At 70.6% G+C, this 16,549-nt stretch carries 12 protein-coding genes; 2 read left to right on the forward strand and 10 right to left on the reverse strand.

Annotated elements, in window-relative coordinates; all coding sequences use genetic code 11:
- Window positions 1–11 precede the first annotated feature (11 nt).
- The gene (locus Q9S36_RS05750) at window positions 12–1,235 is read right to left on the reverse strand and encodes a pyridoxal phosphate-dependent aminotransferase (RefSeq protein WP_064001415.1); all 1,224 of its coding nucleotides are present in this window, start codon (window positions 1,233–1,235) and stop codon (window positions 12–14) included.
- Between the two features lie 72 nt (window positions 1,236–1,307).
- The gene (gene secA / locus Q9S36_RS05755) at window positions 1,308–4,082 is read right to left on the reverse strand and encodes a preprotein translocase subunit SecA (RefSeq protein WP_064001414.1); all 2,775 of its coding nucleotides are present in this window, start codon (window positions 4,080–4,082) and stop codon (window positions 1,308–1,310) included.
- 177 nt (window positions 4,083–4,259) lie between these two features.
- Here secA and Q9S36_RS05760 point away from each other — a divergent pair, with 177 nt between their 5' ends.
- Window positions 4,260–5,585: a hypothetical protein gene (locus Q9S36_RS05760; protein WP_311284289.1), complete on the forward strand. Its 1,326-nt coding sequence runs from the start codon at window positions 4,260–4,262 to the stop codon at window positions 5,583–5,585.
- Window positions 5,585–6,412, forward strand: a complete 828-nt coding sequence (locus Q9S36_RS05765) for a serine hydrolase domain-containing protein (RefSeq protein ID WP_311284290.1) — start codon at window positions 5,585–5,587, stop codon at window positions 6,410–6,412. The genes Q9S36_RS05760 and Q9S36_RS05765 overlap by 1 nt, the downstream gene beginning before the upstream one ends.
- A 68-nt stretch (window positions 6,413–6,480) precedes the next feature.
- Here Q9S36_RS05765 and hpf read toward each other — a convergent pair whose 3' ends face one another.
- From hpf to ahcY, 8 genes are all read right to left on the reverse strand, one after another.
- Window positions 6,481–7,140 carry a ribosome hibernation-promoting factor, HPF/YfiA family gene (gene hpf, locus Q9S36_RS05770; protein WP_311284291.1) on the reverse strand — a complete coding sequence of 220 codons (660 nt, stop codon included), beginning with the start codon at window positions 7,138–7,140 and terminating at the stop codon, window positions 6,481–6,483.
- Between the two features lie 100 nt (window positions 7,141–7,240).
- Window positions 7,241–7,915 (reverse strand): phosphoribosyltransferase family protein, encoded by a 675-nt coding sequence (locus Q9S36_RS05775; RefSeq protein ID WP_311284292.1) that lies wholly within the window; start codon window positions 7,913–7,915, stop codon window positions 7,241–7,243.
- 91 nt (window positions 7,916–8,006) lie between these two features.
- Window positions 8,007–9,680, reverse strand: a complete 1,674-nt coding sequence (locus Q9S36_RS05780) for an LpqB family beta-propeller domain-containing protein (protein WP_311284294.1) — start codon at window positions 9,678–9,680, stop codon at window positions 8,007–8,009.
- Window positions 9,677–11,356, reverse strand: a complete 1,680-nt coding sequence (gene mtrB / locus Q9S36_RS05785) for an MtrAB system histidine kinase MtrB (RefSeq protein WP_311284295.1) — start codon at window positions 11,354–11,356, stop codon at window positions 9,677–9,679. Before mtrB ends, Q9S36_RS05780 begins: the two co-directional genes overlap by 4 nt.
- A 19-nt stretch (window positions 11,357–11,375) precedes the next feature.
- Complete coding sequence (gene mtrA, locus Q9S36_RS05790; RefSeq protein ID WP_311284296.1) at window positions 11,376–12,056, reverse strand: MtrAB system response regulator MtrA; 681 nt, start codon at window positions 12,054–12,056, stop codon at window positions 11,376–11,378.
- A 142-nt stretch (window positions 12,057–12,198) separates the two neighbouring features.
- A complete protein-coding gene (gene katG, locus Q9S36_RS05795; RefSeq protein ID WP_311284297.1) occupies window positions 12,199–14,538 on the reverse strand; it encodes a catalase/peroxidase HPI in 2,340 nt (779 codons plus the stop codon).
- A 37-nt stretch (window positions 14,539–14,575) separates the two neighbouring features.
- Complete coding sequence (locus Q9S36_RS05800; protein WP_311284298.1) at window positions 14,576–15,010, reverse strand: Fur family transcriptional regulator; 435 nt, start codon at window positions 15,008–15,010, stop codon at window positions 14,576–14,578.
- A gap of 62 nt (window positions 15,011–15,072) precedes the next feature.
- Window positions 15,073–16,530 (reverse strand): adenosylhomocysteinase, encoded by a 1,458-nt coding sequence (ahcY, locus tag Q9S36_RS05805; RefSeq protein WP_311284299.1) that lies wholly within the window; start codon window positions 16,528–16,530, stop codon window positions 15,073–15,075.
- Between the last annotated feature and the right edge of the window lie 19 nt (window positions 16,531–16,549).

The following is a 16,549-nucleotide window of genomic DNA, read 5'->3' on the forward strand; positions in this document are numbered from 1 at the left end:
CTCGCGGCCCCTTACTGCTTGTACGACGCGAGGAAGTTGCCCAGGCGCTCGATCGCCTCGGTGAGCACCCGCGCCTCGGGCAGCGTGACGATGCGGAAGTGATCCGGCGTCGGCCAGTTGAACCCGGTCCCCTGCACGAGAAGCACGTGCTCGGCGACGAGGAAGTCGTAGACGAACTTGGCGTCGTCGTGGATGTCATGGACCTCGGGGTCGAGCCGGGGGAAGGCGTACAGGGCGCCCTCGGGCTTGACGCAGGTGACGCCGGGGATGGCGGTGAGGCCGGCCCAGGCGGCATCACGCTGCTCATGGAGCCGACCTGTCGGTGCGATGAGCGCATCGATGGATTGGACACCAGACAACGCCGCCTGGACGGCGAACTGCGCGGGGACGTTGGGGCACAGACGTGTCGAGGCGAGCAGCTGGATGCCCTCGAGGAAGCCCGCAGCGTGCTTCTTCGGTCCCGTGATGACCATCCACCCCGAGCGGTACCCGGCGACGCGGTAAGTCTTCGACAGTCCGTTGTAGGTCAGGCAGAGCAGGTCCGGCGCGAGGGTCGCGAGCGGGATGTGCCGAGCGCCGTCGAAGAGGATGCGGTCGTAGATCTCGTCGGAGAGCAAGAGGAGCTGATGCTCGCGGGCGATCTCCACGATCCCCTGCAGCACCTCGCGGGTGTAGACGGCGCCGGTCGGGTTGTTCGGGTTGATCACGACGATCGCCTTGGTGCGCGGCGTCACCTTGGCCCGGATGTCCTCGAGGTCGGGCTGCCAGCCGTTCTCGCTGTCGGCGAGGTAGTGCACCGGGGTGCCGCCGGCGAGGCTCGTCATGGCGGTCCACAGCGGATAGTCCGGCGCGGGGATGAGGACCTCGTCGCCCTCGTCGAGCAGCGCCTGCATCGTCATCGTGATGAGCTCGGACACACCGTTGCCGAGGTAGACGTCATCGGGGTCGAACTTCGGGAAGCCCGGCTCCTCCTCGTACCGCGAGACGATCGCCCGCCGCGCGGACATGATGCCGCGGGAGTCGGAGTAGCCGTGCGCCTGCGGGACCGCCTCGATCATGTCGCGGACGATCTGGAACGGCGCCTCGAATCCGAAGATCGCGGGGTTGCCGGTGTTGAGCTTGAGGATCGTGTGACCCTCGTCCTGCAGCCGGTCGGCCTCGACCAGGGCGGCTCCGCGGATCTCGTACAGGACGTCCTTGAGTTTGGATGACTGGTCGAAGGTGCGCGGGCTCATCGGTTCAGGATATCGGGGACCCGACGGGGCCAATGGCGGTCCGGTGGCCCGGCCGACACCGTCGGACCGACATCACTTCTTCTTACCGGACGCCCGTCGCTGCGCGCGGTTGCCCGCCTCGGCCGGTGCCTGCACCTGCTGCCCGAAGGAGCCGCGAGGGGCGTCGGCGGGGGCCTCCTGCTCGGCCTCGCGCTGGCGTGCCTTGCTGGTCGCCGCCTGCTGGACCTGGCCGCGCTCGTTGCGCACCTCGACCTCGCCCGCGTCGTTCGGGGCGGTGTACTGCAGCTTCTGCGCGTCGATCTCGGGCGCGGCGAGGCCCTTCGCCTCGATGTCGCCCCCCTCGGTCTGACGGACCTCGACCTCGAGGTTGAAGAGGAAGCCGACCGACTCCTCCTTGATCTGGGCCATCATCGACTGGAACATCTGGTACCCCTCGCGCTGGTACTCGATGAGCGGGTCGCGCTGCGCCATGGCGCGCAGGCCGATGCCGTCCTTGAGGTAGTCCATCTCGTAGAGGTGGTCGCGCCAGCGACGGTCGAGGACCTGCAGCACGACGCGACGCTCGAGCTCGCGCATGGCGGGCGCTCCGAGCTTCTCCTCGCGGTTGCGGTAGGCGATCTTGGCGTCGGAGAGCAGCTCGCGCTTGAGCAGTTCGGGGGTCACCTTGCCCTTGCTGCCGCTCTCGGCGACGACCTCGTCGATCGTGACGCCGACCGGGTAGAGGGTGCCGAGCTCGGCCCACATCGCATCGAAGTCCCAGCTCTCGTTGTGGCCGGAACCGGTGTGCTCGTCGATGATCGCGGCGATGGTGTCCTCGAGGAAGTGCTCGATGCGCTCCGAGAGGTCGTCGCCCTCGAGCATGTGCCGGCGGTCGGCGTAGATCGCCTCGCGCTGCCGGTTGAGGACGTCGTCGTACTTGAGGACGTTCTTGCGGATCTCGGCGTTGCGCGCCTCCACCTGCGCCTGAGCGCTCTTGATCGCGCGCGAGACCATCGAGGACTCGATGGCCACATCGTCGGGGAAGTTCGTGCGGGCCAGGATCGCCTCGGCCGCACCCGACTGGAACAGTCGCATGAGGTCGTCCGTGAGCGACAGATAGAACCGGCTCTCACCGGGGTCGCCCTGACGGCCCGAGCGACCGCGGAGCTGGTTGTCGATACGGCGTGACTCGTGTCGTTCGGTGCCGAGGACGTAGAGTCCCCCCGCCTCGACGACGCGGTCGGCCTCCTCCTGCACCTTCTCCTTGACGGCAGCGTAGACCTCTTCCCACGCGGCCTCGTACTCGTCCGGCGTCTCGACGGGGTCGAGGCCCTTGGCCTTCATCTCCGAGACGGCGAGGAACTCGGCGTTGCCGCCGAGCATGATGTCGGTGCCTCGACCGGCCATGTTCGTGGCGACCGTCACGGCGCCGTAGCGACCGGCGCGGGCGACGATCTCGGCCTCGCGCGCGTGGTTCTTCGCGTTGAGGACCTCGTGCTTGATGCCCTTCTTCGCCAGGAGGCGGGAGAGGTACTCGCTCTTCTCGACGCTCACGGTTCCGACGAGGACCGGCTGACCGGAGGCGTGACGCTCGGCGATGTCCTCCACGACCTGCGCGAATTTCGCCTGCTCGTTCTTGTAGACGAGGTCGGACTGGTCCTTGCGGATCATCGGCTTGTTCGTCGGGATCGGGACGACACCGAGCTTGTAGGTCGACATGAACTCCGCCGCCTCGGTCTCGGCGGTACCGGTCATGCCGGAGAGCTTCTCGTAGAGGCGGAAGTAGTTCTGCAGGGTCACGGTGGCGAGGGTCTGGTTCTCGGCCTTCACCGCGACACCCTCCTTCGCCTCGATCGCCTGGTGGATGCCCTCGTTGTAGCGACGCCCCACGAGGATGCGGCCGGTGTGCTCATCGACGATCATCACCTCGCCGTTCATCACGACGTAGTCGGTGTCGCGCTTGAACAGGGCGAGCGCCTTGATCGAGTTGTTGAGGAAGGAGATGAGCGGGGTGTTCGCCGACTCGTAGAGGTTGTCGATGCCGAGGTAGTCCTCGACCTTCTCGATACCGGGCTCGAGCACACCGATCGTGCGCTTCTTCTCGTCGACCTCGAAGTCGACACCGGCCTCGAGGGTGCGGGCGATCTTCGCGAATTCGGTGAACCAGCGGTTCGCCTCACCGGAGGACGGGCCCGAGATGATGAGCGGCGTCCGCGCCTCGTCGATGAGGATCGAGTCCACCTCGTCGACGATGCAGTAGAAGTGACCCCGCTGCACGAGGTCCTCACGGCGCCACGCCATGTTGTCGCGCAGGTAGTCGAAGCCGAACTCGTTGTTGGTGCCGTAGGTGATGTCGGCTTCGTACTGCTGCCGGCGCACCTCGGGGTTCTGACCCGAGACGACGGTGCCGGTGGTCATCCCGAGCGCGCGGTAGACGCGACCCATGAGCTCGGACTGGTACGAGGCGAGGAAGTCGTTGACCGTGATGACGTGGACGCCCTTGCCCGCGATCGCGTTGAGGTACGCCGGGAGGGCGGCGGTCAGGGTCTTGCCCTCACCGGTCTTCATCTCGGCGATGTTGCCGAGATGGAGGGCGGCCCCACCCATCACCTGCACGTCGTAGGGGCGCTGGCCGAGGGTGCGGCTCGCGGCTTCGCGGACGGCGGCGAAGGCCTCGGGCATGAGCTTGTCGAGACTCTCGCCCGCCTCGTAGCGGGCGCGGAGTTCGGCGGTCTCGCCGCGCAGCTCCTCGTCGGTGAGGTGCGCATAGTCCTCTTCGAGGGCCGACACGGCCTTCACGACCTGCTGCAGCCTGCGCAGGACGCGGCCTTCACCGGCACGAAGCAGTTTCTCGAGGGGGTTCGCCACGGAGGATCTCCATCTGTCGATTCGCCACCCCGACGTGCAATGTCGGGATGCCGGTGCGCGGGACGCGCAGACATACACCGCCATGTTATCCGCCTGTGACCTACGAGGTTGCTGGGGGCATCCGGCCTCTCCCCCGTGCGTCGACCGGCGGCATCCGTCGGCCCGTAAGATCGGCCCATGGCCGGTTTCTGGGGAAGACGCAAGCGCGAGGACGCGGAGATCGAGGCACAGGACGCCGAGCTCAGCCGCAAGGCGGGAGCCGCTCTCGTCTCGGCCGACGAACGCATCCGCGTGACGGACGACGAGCTGTCCTACGCCGAGATCGAGCTCGGGCGCGAGGCGACCGCTCCGCTGCGCGAGGCGCTCGCGGCGGTGCGGCAGCACCTCGGTGAGGCGTTCCAGCTGCACCAGCTGAACCACGACGAGATCCCCGACACCCCCGAGGAGCTGCGCACGCGCAACGCGCGCATCGTCCAGCTGTGCGAATGGGCCCAGGACCTGCTCGACGACCGCACCGAGTCCCTCGCCGAGGCGATCGCCCGTGCCCGGCGCGCGCCCGAGATCATCGCCGGCATCCGCGCGGACGTGACGCGCCTGCGGGAGCGCCTCCCCGCACTGAACGCGAGCCTCGAGCGACTGTCCACGCGGTACTCGGATGCCGCGATGCGCACCGTGCTGGGCAATGCGGCCGAAGCGGCCCAGCTGCTGGATTTCGCCGAGCACAGCGCCGAGGTCTCGGAGCGCCGCCGCGACAGCGGTCAGCGCGAGCAGGCGAACCTCGCCCTCGAGACCGCGATCGAGGCCTCGCGGCGGGCGGGCACGCTCGTCGAGGCCGTCGACACGTTCGAGATCGAGGCCCTGCGGGCGGAGTCGACCCTGGCGGCCATCGTCGACGATTCGCGCGACGACCTGATCGTCGCGCAGCCGATGCTGGGCACCCCGGCCGTCGCGGCGGCCGCCGCCGAGCTCGAGGCGGCGCTCGCCTCGCTCACCCCCGCGGGCAGCAAGCCCGACCCCTTCGCCGAACTGACCCGTCTGCGCGCCGCCAACGCCGCGCTCGACGCGGCCGTCGCCAAGGCGCGGGAACGCGCCGAGCGTCCGGTGCCGTCCGAGGAGCACGTGCGCCACGCGATCGACGACGCCGACCGCCAGATCGGGGTCGCGCGCAGTGTGATCTCGGGCCACCGCGGGTGGATCGGCGCCGACGCCCGCACCCGGCTCGCCGAGGCCGAGCGCATCCGCGGCGACCTGCTGCGCTTCTCGGGCCCGATCGGCGAGGACGACCGCGAGGAGGCGATGGGTCTCGCCCGTCGCGCCGCGCACCTGGCGGGCGAGGCGCTCCAGCTGGCGCAGCGCGACATCGACTCGTCCCGGCCGAACGACTGGGGGAACGGCGGATACGGCGGCCGAGGGATGGGCGGCGGGATGGGCGGCGGCAGCCTGGCAGGCGGCCTGCTCGGCGGACTCGTCATCGGCGGTCTGCTGGACGGCATGTTCGACTGATGGCCGCCCTCGACGACGCGCTCGCCCTCTCGCAGACCTGGGGCGTCCCCCACGCCTCCGCCGTCGTCGTGACGGCGGAGGGGACGGCTGCGTCCGCCGGGGACCAGGACCGCGTCTACCGGCTCGCCTCGGTCACCAAGCTCCTCAGCGCCTATGCCGCCCTCGTCGCGGTCGAGGAGGGCGCCCTCGCCCTCGACCAGCCCGCGGGCCCGCCCGGGGCGACGGTCGCCCACCTGCTCGCCCACACGGCCGGATACGACTTCTCGACGTCGACGCTCCGCGCGGAGCCCGGCGAGCGGCGCCTCTACTCGAACACCGGGTTCGAGGTGCTCGCGGACCTGCTCGAATCGGAGACCGGCATCGGCTTCGATGCGTACGCGCACGAGGCGGTCTTCGCCCCGCTCGGGATGACGTCCACCAAGATCGGCGGTTCCGCCGCGGCGGGCGGGGCGTCCTCGTGCACCGATCTGGCCCGGTTCGCGGCGGAGCTGCAGCGGCCGCGGTTGCTGGCCCCCGCGACGCTCGCCGCAGCGACGGGTGTGGCCTTCCCGGGCCTGCGGGGCGTCCTCCCCGGCTTCGGTCTGCAGCGCGAGAACGACTGGGGCCTGGGTCCGGAGATCCGTGGCACGAAGAGCCCGCACTGGACCGGGGCGCACAACTCCCCCGAGACCTTCGGCCACTTCGGCCAGTCCGGCACCTTCCTCTGGGTGGACCCGCGGGCGGGCGCAGCCCTCGTCGCCCTCACCGACCGGCCGTTCGGCGAATGGGCGGCAGAGGCCTGGCCACCCTTCAGCGACGCGGTCCTCGCAGCCCTCGCGGCACACTGAGCCGCACGCCGGACACGGAAGAGGGCGGATGCCGCGCGGCATCCGCCCTCAATGTCACCGCTCGTCGGTCAGGAGACGAGCTCCGCGGGTGCGGCGGTGGTCGTGAGCGAGATCACGCCGTAGTCCCAGCCCTTGCGGCGGTAGACGACGCTCGGCTGGTCGGTGCGGGCGTCGATGAAGAGGAAGAAGTCGTGACCGACGAGTTCCATCCGGTCCACGGCGTCCTCGACGGTCATCCACTCGGGGTCGAACCGCTTGGTGCGGATGACCACGGGGGTGTAGTCCTCCTCGTCCTCGGCGCCGGTCATGATGGGCACCTCGCCGGTCGCGACGGCGCGGATGACGTCGACGGACGCGGGCTGCACGTCGATGCCCTGCAGCGTGCCGGTGCCCTTCTCGAGCTTGGCGCCGCGCGGGTGGTTGCGTGCGTCGACGCGCTTCTCCTTCGCGCGGCGGATCTGTTCGGCGAGCTTGGTGATCGCGAGATCGAGGGCGGCGAACTTGTCGCCGTCCACCGCCTCGGCGCGGACGACGGGTCCCTTGCCGGTGAGGGTGACCTCGACGGTCTCGTCCTCGCGGCCCCCGTTGTGGTAGGTGTGATGCGTCACCTTGATGTCGAGCCGTTGGGCTCGAGGGGCAAGGTGCTCGATGCGGGCGGACTTCTCCTCGACGACTGTGCGGAAACGATCGCTGACGCTCACGCCCACACCGACGATGTTGATCTCCATCCCTGACCTCCTTGTTCCGGTCCACCCGGTCAAGGGCGGACCTCGGTTCGCCTTGTGTCCCCCCACCGTAGTGCCGGTCCCCGCTCGTGTCACGACCCGATCACGATGAATCCCCTGAGCCCGCGCGCCGGGGCGTGGCTGCGACCGTGACGGCGCCCACCACCGGGATCCCGGCCGCACGGAGGGCACGCGCCGCCTCCTCGAGGGTCGCTCCCGTGGTCACGACGTCGTCGACGAGGACGACGCGCATATCCCCCAGGAGGCGATGCGCCCGAGGACGGACGGCGAGCGCGCCGGCGAGGTTCGCGGCGCGCTGCTCCTTCGCGAGAGACCGCTGATCGGCGGTGCGCCGCGCGACACGCAGGAGCCGGTGCGGCCGCCATCCCGCGCGCCGACAGAGCAGCTCGACGGGCGCGTACCCGCGGCGGCGGAGCGAGGCCGGGCTCGCCGGCACCGGGACGGGGACGGCGTCGACGTCGAGGGGCCACGCCGCCGCCAGCGCAGCGGCCAGCGCCCGGGCCTGCGAGGTGCGCCCGTCCTCCTTGAACGAACGGATGACGCGGGCCGGCACCCCCTCGAAGACGAGACCGCTCCGGACCTCGAGACCGCTCGGCAGGCGGCGGACGATCGGCGTCGGGCTCAGCAGGCGCCGGCACGCGCCGCAGAGGTCGCGATCCGCCTCGTCGCATCCGGCGCAGGCGACCGGGAAGACGACGGCGAGCGCGTCGGCGACGGCGCGGCGCACGGCGACGACGGGAGCGGCGGGAGGCGGCATCCGCTCAGCCTGCCGCCCCGGCAGGCCCGCCCACCCGCGGGCGGCGCAGAACGAGGAGGGTCTCCCCATCGCGGCGGGTGGGGAGGAGGACTCACCCGGGGAGACCCTGCTGGACGGCGAGGGCCGACACGTCGGAGGCGATCACCTGCCAGGAGCCGCGCTGCACGTAGAGGCTGCCGTCGGACGTCAGCAGCCGCGCGCTGCCGCTCTGGTTCCCGGCGGCGATCGCGACGACGTCGTCGGGCGCGCGCACCTCCGTGCCCTGCCCGCCGATCGTCTGCTCGCGGACGACGCGCTGATCGCCGTCGACGAAGACGAGGGCGAGCGTCGCGCCGTCGACCCACGCGAGGTCGACACCGCGACCGGCGAGGTTCGCCACGAGCAGCGGCTGGCCGAGCGACACCGGCGCCCCGTTCTCGTCCCGGACGATGCCGGCCACCCAGACGGCCGACCCGCCTCCGCTGCGCACGAGCGCGGCGATCCGGGCACCGTCGCGGGAGACCCGCATCGCGCTCACCTCGCTTGCGCCCACCCAGCCGGACGGGATGGTCTGCGCGGTACCGTCGGGACCGTACGCAACGACCTCCTCCGGCTGGTCCCGCGGCACCGTCCAGATGTAGCCTTCAGTGTCGATCGACGGCTTCGTCATGCCCGAGCGGGTGTCGAGCTCGGTGTACTCGCCGTTCGCGGGCACGCGGAGGATCGCGCCGGAGCCCGTCCGGACCGCCGCCGTCCGGCGTGCGGCATCCGTTTCGACGGCCCGGGCGTCGAGACTCTGCAAGGCCTCCCCGAAGCCGTCGACCTCGTCGAGATCGTTGCCCGAGAGGAACCCGAACCTGCCGTCCTGGAGGACGAGCGGGCGCGCGTCGACCGCGGTCGAGCGGGTCGGGACGGCGGTCACGTCCAACGGCTCGTCCCCGACGAGCAGCTGCACGTCGAGGATGCCGGCGCCCGCCAGGCTCGCGCCGAGCTGGGTCTTCATGCGCGCGATCGTCTCGCGGCCGAGGTCGCGGATCGCCGGGTCGAACGAGATGCGCGCGACCCCCGCCTCGACGGGCACCGACGGCTGCGCAAGACCCACCTCGCCCGTGAACGCGGTGCGCACGGACTCGGCCAGCCACGGGCTCGGCGTGCCCGACACGAGCGCGGCGGTGATCCGCGTGGCGGCGTTGGTCGACGGGAACCAGCGGACGTCGGGGATCACCGTGTCCCACCCGCGGTCGAAGTAGGCGAGATCGTAGCTCTGGAAGACCGAGGCGAAGCGGTTGGCGTCGAGGACGATGCCGTCAGGCGCCTGGGAGATGCGCCACTGCCCGTCCTCCTGCGCGAGGGAGAAGGCGAACGGGATGCGGCCCTGCTCGGCCGGCTCGTACGATCCGGTGGCGTCGACGTTGGCGACCGGGTCGACCGTGAAGACGATCTCGTTCTCGGCGGGCGAGGAAATCGAGCTCTCCCCCGGACGATAGACGGTGACGTTCGCCTGCGGCTGCCACTGCTGACGGAACTGCGTCGTGAGGAACTCCTGCGCGACCTCCCAGTTGCCGCGGGGGCCGGAACCGGCCGCGACGAACCCCTCGACGATCTGCTGGGGCGTGGCATCCTTCACCGGACCGTCCGGGACGAACGCGAAGTCGGGCGGACCCTCGACCTCGTCGATCGCCTTGCCGACGTGGACGGGACCCCCGAGGGGCAGCCCGGCGCAGGCCGAGAGGACGAGGGCGACGACCACCAGGACGGCGGCACCGAGCGGACGACGGACGGTCACGGGTTCTCCTCCCGGGGCGGCAGGGAGATGGGCTGGGTGAGGCCGAGGTCGCCGAGGGCGGCGTCGTCCCGGGGATCGAGTTCGATGGGCGACGGGCCTGAGAGGTGCTCTCCCGCCTGCCGCGGCAGGGTGAGGACGAAGTGGCTGCCGCCGCCCAGCTCGGACCAGACCTCGAGCGTGCCGCCGTGCAGTCGCGCGTCGCCGAGGGCGATCGAGAGTCCGAGACCCGTCCCGCCGATCGTGCGTCGACGCGACGGGTCGGCGCGCCAGAACCGGTCGAAGACCCGCTCGGCGTCGGCCTCGCTCATCCCGAGACCGTAGTCGCGGACGCCGAGGGCCACGGCGCGCTGGTCGCTGTCGACGGTCACGACGATCGGCCGGCCCTCGCCGTGCTCGATCGCGTTGCCGAGGAGGTTCCGGACGATACGGCGGATGCGGCGCGGGTCCATGTCGACGGGCGAGTAGCCTCCGGGGGCGACCAGTCGCACGTCGCTGCCGTGCTGCTCGGCGAGCTGCGCCATCGACTCGATGACGTCCTCCGCCAGGTGTGCGAGGCTCGTCGGTTCGAGTTCGAGCTGCACCGAGCCGGCGTCGTAGCGGCTGATCTCCAGGAGGTCGGCGAGGAGCACCTCGAACCGCTGCACCTGCGCGTGCAGGAGCTCTGCGGCACGCGCGGTCGACGCGTCGAACTCGTCGCGCTGATCGTTGATCATGTCGGCCGCGAGTCGGATGGTCGTCAGGGGCGTCCGCAATTCGTGCGAGACGTCCGACACGAACCGCTGCTGGACGAGCGAGAGCTCGGCGAGCTCCTTGATCTGCCCCTCGATGCTGTCGGCCATCGCGTTGAACGACCGGCCCAGGGTCGCGAACTCGTCCTCGCCGCGCACCGGCAGTCGGACGCCCAGGTCCCCCGCCGCGAGCTTCGCGCTCGTCTCGGCGGCCTGGGCGATCGGGACGGTCACCGAACGCAGCACGAAGAGCGAGATCCCGCCGATGAGGACGAGCAGGGCGACACCGACGACCCACAGCGTCACCTGGACGAACTGCAGGGTCTGCGCCTCGGACCCGAGGTCGTAGGCGAAGTACACCTCGTAGGCCCCCGCTTCGGGCAGCACCAGTTGCTGACCGACGATGATCCCGGGTGTCTCGCCCCCGTCGGCCTCGGGCAGCCCGATCGACTGCCACCACTGCCGGTCCCCCGTGAGGCGGACGCTCTCGCGCAGCTCGGGAGAGATCATCGACTCCTCGAGACCGCCCGCCTCGAAGTTCTGCGGCGCGATCGCCGACGGCTCGTCGTCGATGCGGAAGACCGCGAGCATCGTCGTCCCGGCCTGCCGCGACAGGATCTCGCGCCGGACCTCGTCCATCAGCACCTGAAGGGCGACCTCGTCGCTGTCGACGACCGCCGCGTCGAACGTGCTCTGCGCCGCCTGCGTCGCGCGCTGCGCGGCATCCTGCACCTGTTCGGCGCGCGACTCGTAGAGGTCGGTGAGGATCGCGAGCGACATCCAGACGAGCGCGACGAGGATCGTCAGCGCCGTGAGGGTGAGGGTCACCGACAGGGTGCGGAAGCGCAGCGAGCGACGCCAGGCGTACTGCACGCGGCGCTGCCAGGACCGCCAGTCGCGCCACGGCGGGACGACGGTGTGCGTGCCGGTGCGGGCGGTCACCGACACGGCGGGGTGCTCCCGGTGGTCACACCGCGGCGCCGGCGCGATAGCCCACGCCGCGCACGGTGGTCACGATCTGCGGGTTGTCGGGGTCGCGCTCGACCTTCGCCCGCAGGCGCTGGACGTGCACGTTCACCAGGCGCGTGTCGGCCTTGTAGTGATAACCCCAGACCTGCTCGAGCAGCATCTCGCGGGTGAAGACCTGCTGCGGCTTGGACGCGAGCGCGACGAGGAGCTCGAACTCGAGCGGCGTGAGGGCGATCGGCGAATCCCCGCGGCGCACCTCGTGGGCCGCGACGTCGACGGTGAGGTCCCCGATGCGCAGACTCTCGGAGCGCGCCTCGGCCGTGGGGCGCAGCCGGGTCTTGATCCGCGCGACGAGCTCCTTCGGGTTGAAGGGCTTGACGATGTAGTCGTCGGCGCCGGATTCGAGCCCGCGAACGACGTCGGCGGTGTCGGTGCGGGCCGTCAGCATGATGATCGGGACGCCGGACTCGGCGCGCACGCGCGTGCACACCTCGATCCCGTCCATCCCCGGCAGCATGAGGTCGAGCAGGATCAGATCCGGACGCTCGTCCCGCCACGCGTCGACCGCGGCGCCGCCGTCGGCGCAGAAGGCGACGTCGAAGCCTTCGGTGCGCAGCACGATGCCGATCATCTCTGCGAGAGCGGTGTCGTCGTCGACAACCAGGATGCGCGATGTCATAGGGCCGATGTCGTCCTTCGGGGTCAGCGGATGCCGGTGCTCCGCCCACGGGTGAGTCCACAGTAACCGAACCGTGACCTGCCCTCCGGGACGACGCACGGCCCGCCCCGGAGGGACGGGCCGTGCGGGTGACCGGCGGGGGTCAGGCGTGGAGGTCGAACCGGTCGAGCTCGGTGACCTTCGTCCACGCGGCGACGAAGTCGCGGACGAACTTCTCCGCGGCGTCGTCCGAGGCGTAGACCTCGGCGAGCGCGCGCAGTTCGGAGTTCGCGCTGAAGACGAGGTCGACGCGGGTGCCGACACCGATCTCGGAACCGTCCGCCGCCGTTCCGCGGAACGCATGCGATCCGGGGTCGAGCGGCTTCCACGTGGCACCGAGGTCGAGCAGGTTCACGAACACGTCGTTCGTGAGGACGCCGGGCCGGTCGGTGAACACGCCGTGCGACGAGCCGTCCCAGTTCGCCCCCAGGGCGCGGAGGCCGCCGACGAGGACGGTCGTCTCGGGCGCGCTCAGGGTCAGCAGGTTCGCCTTGTCGATGAGGTGGTGCTCGGCGGGCAGGAACGCGTTCGGTCCGTAGTAGTTGCGGAACCCGTCGGCCGCCGGCTCGAGGTAACCGAACGACAGTTCGTCGGTCTGCTCCTGCGACGCGTCGGTACGACCGGGGTGGAACGGCACGGTGACCTCGACCCCGGCATCCTTCGCGGCCTTCTCGACGCCGGCGTTGCCTGCCAGCACGATGAGGTCGGCGAGCGAGACCTTCGTGCCGTCCGTCCGCTCGGCGTCGAAGGCGGCCTTGACGCCCTCGAGGGCGGCGAGGACCGTCTGCAGCTGGGCGGGGTTGTTGACCTCCCAGTCCTTCTGCGGAGCCAGACGGATGCGGGCGCCGTTCACGCCGCCGCGCTTGTCGCTGCCGCGGAAGGTGGATGCCGCGGCCCACGTCGTCGAGACGAGCTGCGACACCGTCAGGCCGGTCGCGAGGATGCGCTGCTTCAGGTCGGCGGCGGCGGCCTCGTCGATCAGCGGGTGGTCCACCGCGGGCACGGGGTCCTGCCAGATGAGCTCCTCCTGCGGCACCTCGGGTCCGAGGTAGCGGGCCACGGGGCCCATGTCACGGTGGGTCAGCTTGAACCACGCGCGGGCGAACGCGTCGCCGAACGCGACCGGGTCGTCCTTGAAGCGGCGCGAGACCGCGTCGTACGCCGGGTCGGTGCGCAGCGCCAGGTCGCTCGTGAGCATGCGGGGCTCGCGGCGCCCGTCGGAGTGCGCGAGCGGGACCATGTCGGCGCCGGCACCGTTCTTCGGCCGCCACTGGTGCCCCCCGCCGGGGCTGCGCATGAGCTCCCACTCGTAGGCGTAGAGGATGTGGAAGAACTCGTTGTCCCACCGGGTCGGGTGGTAGGTCCACGTGACCTCGAGGCCCGACGTGATGGTGTCGTCGCCTTTCCCGGCGCCGTGGTTGTTCTTCCAGCCGAGGCCCTGCTGCTCGAGGCCGGCGGCCTCGGGGTTCGCCTCGACGTTCGTGTCAGGCGCGGCGCCGTGGGTCTTGCCGAACGTGTGACCACCGGCGATGAGCGCGACGGTCTCCTCGTCGTCCATCCCCATCCGCCCGAAGGTCTCACGGATGTCGCGGGCCGACTTCAGCGGGTCGGGCTCGCCGTTCGGGCCCTCGGGGTTGACGTAGATGAGACCCATCTGGACCGCCGCGAGCGGCTTCTCGAGGTTGCGGTCGCCGCTGTAGCGCTCGTCGGCGAGCCACGTCGTCTCGGGTCCCCAGTACACGTCGTCGTCCGGCTCCCACACGTCGGGGCGGCCGCCGCCGAAGCCGAACGTCTCGAAGCCCATGGTCTCGAGCGCGACGTTGCCGGCGAGGATCATGAGGTCGCCCCACGACAGCGACTGGCCGTACTTCTTCTTGACGGGCCAGAGGAGTCGGCGGGCCTTGTCGAGGTTGACGTTGTCGGGCCAGCTGTTCAGCGGCGCGAAACGCTGCTGTCCGGTGCCGCCGCCGCCGCGACCGTCGGTCGCACGGTAGGTGCCGGCGGAGTGCCACGCCATGCGGATCATGAGCGGCCCGTAGTTGCCGAAGTCGGCGGGCCACCAGTCCTGCGAGGTGGTGAGGAGCTCGGCGATGTCCGCCTTCACGGCGGCCAGGTCGAGGCTCTCGAACGCGGCCTTGTAGTCGAAGTCCTCGCCGACGGGGTTGCCGACGGCGGGGTTCTTCTTGAGGATGCGGAGGTTCAGCTGGTTCGGCCACCAGACCTGGTTCGCAGACCCCACGGTCGGGTGCGGCTGTGCGCCGTGGTTCTCGCGGTCGGCACCGGGCGCGCCGTGGAAGACGGGGCATCCGTCGGCCTCGTTGGAACGCGGACGGTCCTCGCCGTCGGCGCGCTCGTCGACGGGCGTGTCGATGGGGGTGACGGCCTGGTCGACGTCGGTGGCCTCGGCGCCGAGGGGCTCGGCCTGGGGGTCACGGTCGCTCATGGTGATCCTTCCGTTCGGGGTGTGGGAGAGGGGATGGTCAGGCGGCGGTCTCGGCGGCGCAGTCGGCGCAGAGACCCCAGTAGGTGACTTCGGCGGACGCGATGCGGAACCCGCGGTCGTCGGAGGGATGCAGGCACGGAGCGGCGCCGACGGCGCAGTCCACATCCTCCACACGCCCGCACGACGTGCAGACGAGGTGGTGGTGGTTGTCGTCGACCCGGAGTTCGAAGAGCATCGGCTGCCCGGCCGGCTCGATGCGGCGGACGAGGGCCGCATCCGCGAAGTCGTGCAACGCGTTGTAGACCGACTGCCGGCTCGCTTTGGGGAGTTCGTCCGCCACGGCGGCGTAGAGCGCCTCCGCGCTGGCGTGCGCGTGGGCGGCGAGCGCGGCGAAGACGGCACGACGCGACTCCGTCACCCGCAGACCGGCGTCGCGGAGCGCGATGTCGGGGTTCGGGGCGGGATCGGTCATGCCCTCAGTCTAGTTCTTTTTTGATCAGATCAAAAGAGAGTCGAGCCGGGCGTGTCGCGTGGTCAGTAGCGGTAGTGATCGAGCTTGTAGGGTCCGTCGACGGGCACTCCGATGTAGGCGGCCTGCTCGTCGGTGAGCTGCGTCAGCTGCACGCCCAGGGCCGGCAGGTGCAGCCGCGCCACCTTCTCGTCGAGTGCCTTCGGCAGGACGTAGACCCCCGTCGGGTACTCGTCGAGCTTCGTGTACAGCTCGATCTGGGCGAGCACCTGGTTGGTGAACGACGCGCTCATGACGAAGGACGGGTGTCCGGTCGCGTTGCCGAGGTTCAGCAGACGCCCCTCGGACAGGACCAGGATGCTGCGCCCGGTCGGCAGCCGGTACTCGTGCACCTGCGGCTTGATCTCGATCTTCTCGACACCGGGCAGCGACTCGAGCGCGGCCATGTCGATCTCGTCGTCGAAGTGACCGACGTTGCCGACGATGGCGAGGTGCTTGAGGGAGAGCAGGTGGTCGACGGTCACCACGCGGGTGTTGCCCGTCCCCGTGATGACGATGTCGATCTGGTCGGCGACGTCCTCGAGCCGGGCGACCTGGTAGCCGTCCATGGCGGCCTGCAGGGCGCAGATCGGGTCGACCTCGCTCACGATGACGCGCGCGCCCTGGCCGCGCAGCGCCTCGGCGGCCCCCTTGCCGACGTCGCCGTACCCGACGACGAACGCGACCTTGCCGCCGATCAGGACGTCGGTGGCCCGGTTGATGCCGTCGGGGAGCGAGTGCCGGATGCCGTACTTGTTGTCGAACTTCGACTTCGTGACGGAGTCGTTGACGTTGATGCCGGGGAACAGGAGCTTGCCCGCGGCGTGGAGCTCGTAGAGGCGGTGGACGCCGGTCGTGGTCTCCTCCGTCACCCCGAGGAGACCGGCCGCGATGCGCGTGAAGCGCTGCGGGTCGCGCGCGAGCGAGCGCCGGAGCGTCTCGAGCACGATGCGGTACTCGGCGGAGTCGGTGGGGCCCGCCTCGGGCACGGCGCCCGCGGCTTCGAACTCGGCGCCCTTGTGGACGAGGAGAGTCGCGTCACCCCCGTCGTCGAGGATGAGGTTGGGGCCGTCGAAGCCCTCCTCCGACCAGTCGAAGATGCGGTCGGCGAGCTCCCAGTACTGCTCGAGCGTCTCGCCCTTGAAGGCGAACACCGGCACCCCCGCGGGCTCGGCGACGGTGCCGGAGGGTCCCACGACGACGGCGGCGGCGGCCTCGTCCTGCGTCGAGAAGATGTTGCAGCTGGCCCAGCGGACCTGGGCGCCGAGGGCGACGAGGGTCTCGATGAGCACCGCGGTCTGGACGGTCATGTGCAGCGAACCGGCGATGCGCGCGCCGGCGAGGGGCTGCGAGGGACCGTACTCCTCGCGCAGCGCCATGAGACCCGGCATCTCGTTCTCGGCGAGGCGGATCTGGTGACGGCCGGCATCGGCGAGCGAGAGGTCGGCGACGACGTGTTCGATGGTCTTCACGGGAGTGGGCACGCGCCCATTCTCCCACGCG

Source organism: Microbacterium sp. ARD31 (assembly GCF_031844425.1).

Bases quoted from the DNA above. Each gene is read 5' to 3' on its own strand.
- Q9S36_RS05760 (WP_311284289.1), top strand. From the start codon at position 4,260: ATGGCCGGTTTCTGGGGAAGACGCAAGCGCGAGGACGCGGAGATCGAG.
- hpf (WP_311284291.1), bottom strand. From the start codon at position 7,140: ATGGAGATCAACATCGTCGGTGTGGGCGTGAGCGTCAGCGATCGTTTC.
- Q9S36_RS05800 (WP_311284298.1), bottom strand. From the start codon at position 15,010: ATGACCGATCCCGCCCCGAACCCCGACATCGCGCTCCGCGACGCCGGT.
- mtrA (WP_311284296.1), bottom strand. From the start codon at position 12,056: ATGACATCGCGCATCCTGGTTGTCGACGACGACACCGCTCTCGCAGAG.
- katG (WP_311284297.1), bottom strand. From the start codon at position 14,538: ATGAGCGACCGTGACCCCCAGGCCGAGCCCCTCGGCGCCGAGGCCACC.
- Q9S36_RS05765 (WP_311284290.1), top strand. From the start codon at position 5,585: ATGGCCGCCCTCGACGACGCGCTCGCCCTCTCGCAGACCTGGGGCGTC.
- Q9S36_RS05750 (WP_064001415.1), bottom strand. From the start codon at position 1,235: ATGAGCCCGCGCACCTTCGACCAGTCATCCAAACTCAAGGACGTCCTG.
- Q9S36_RS05775 (WP_311284292.1), bottom strand. From the start codon at position 7,915: ATGCCGCCTCCCGCCGCTCCCGTCGTCGCCGTGCGCCGCGCCGTCGCC.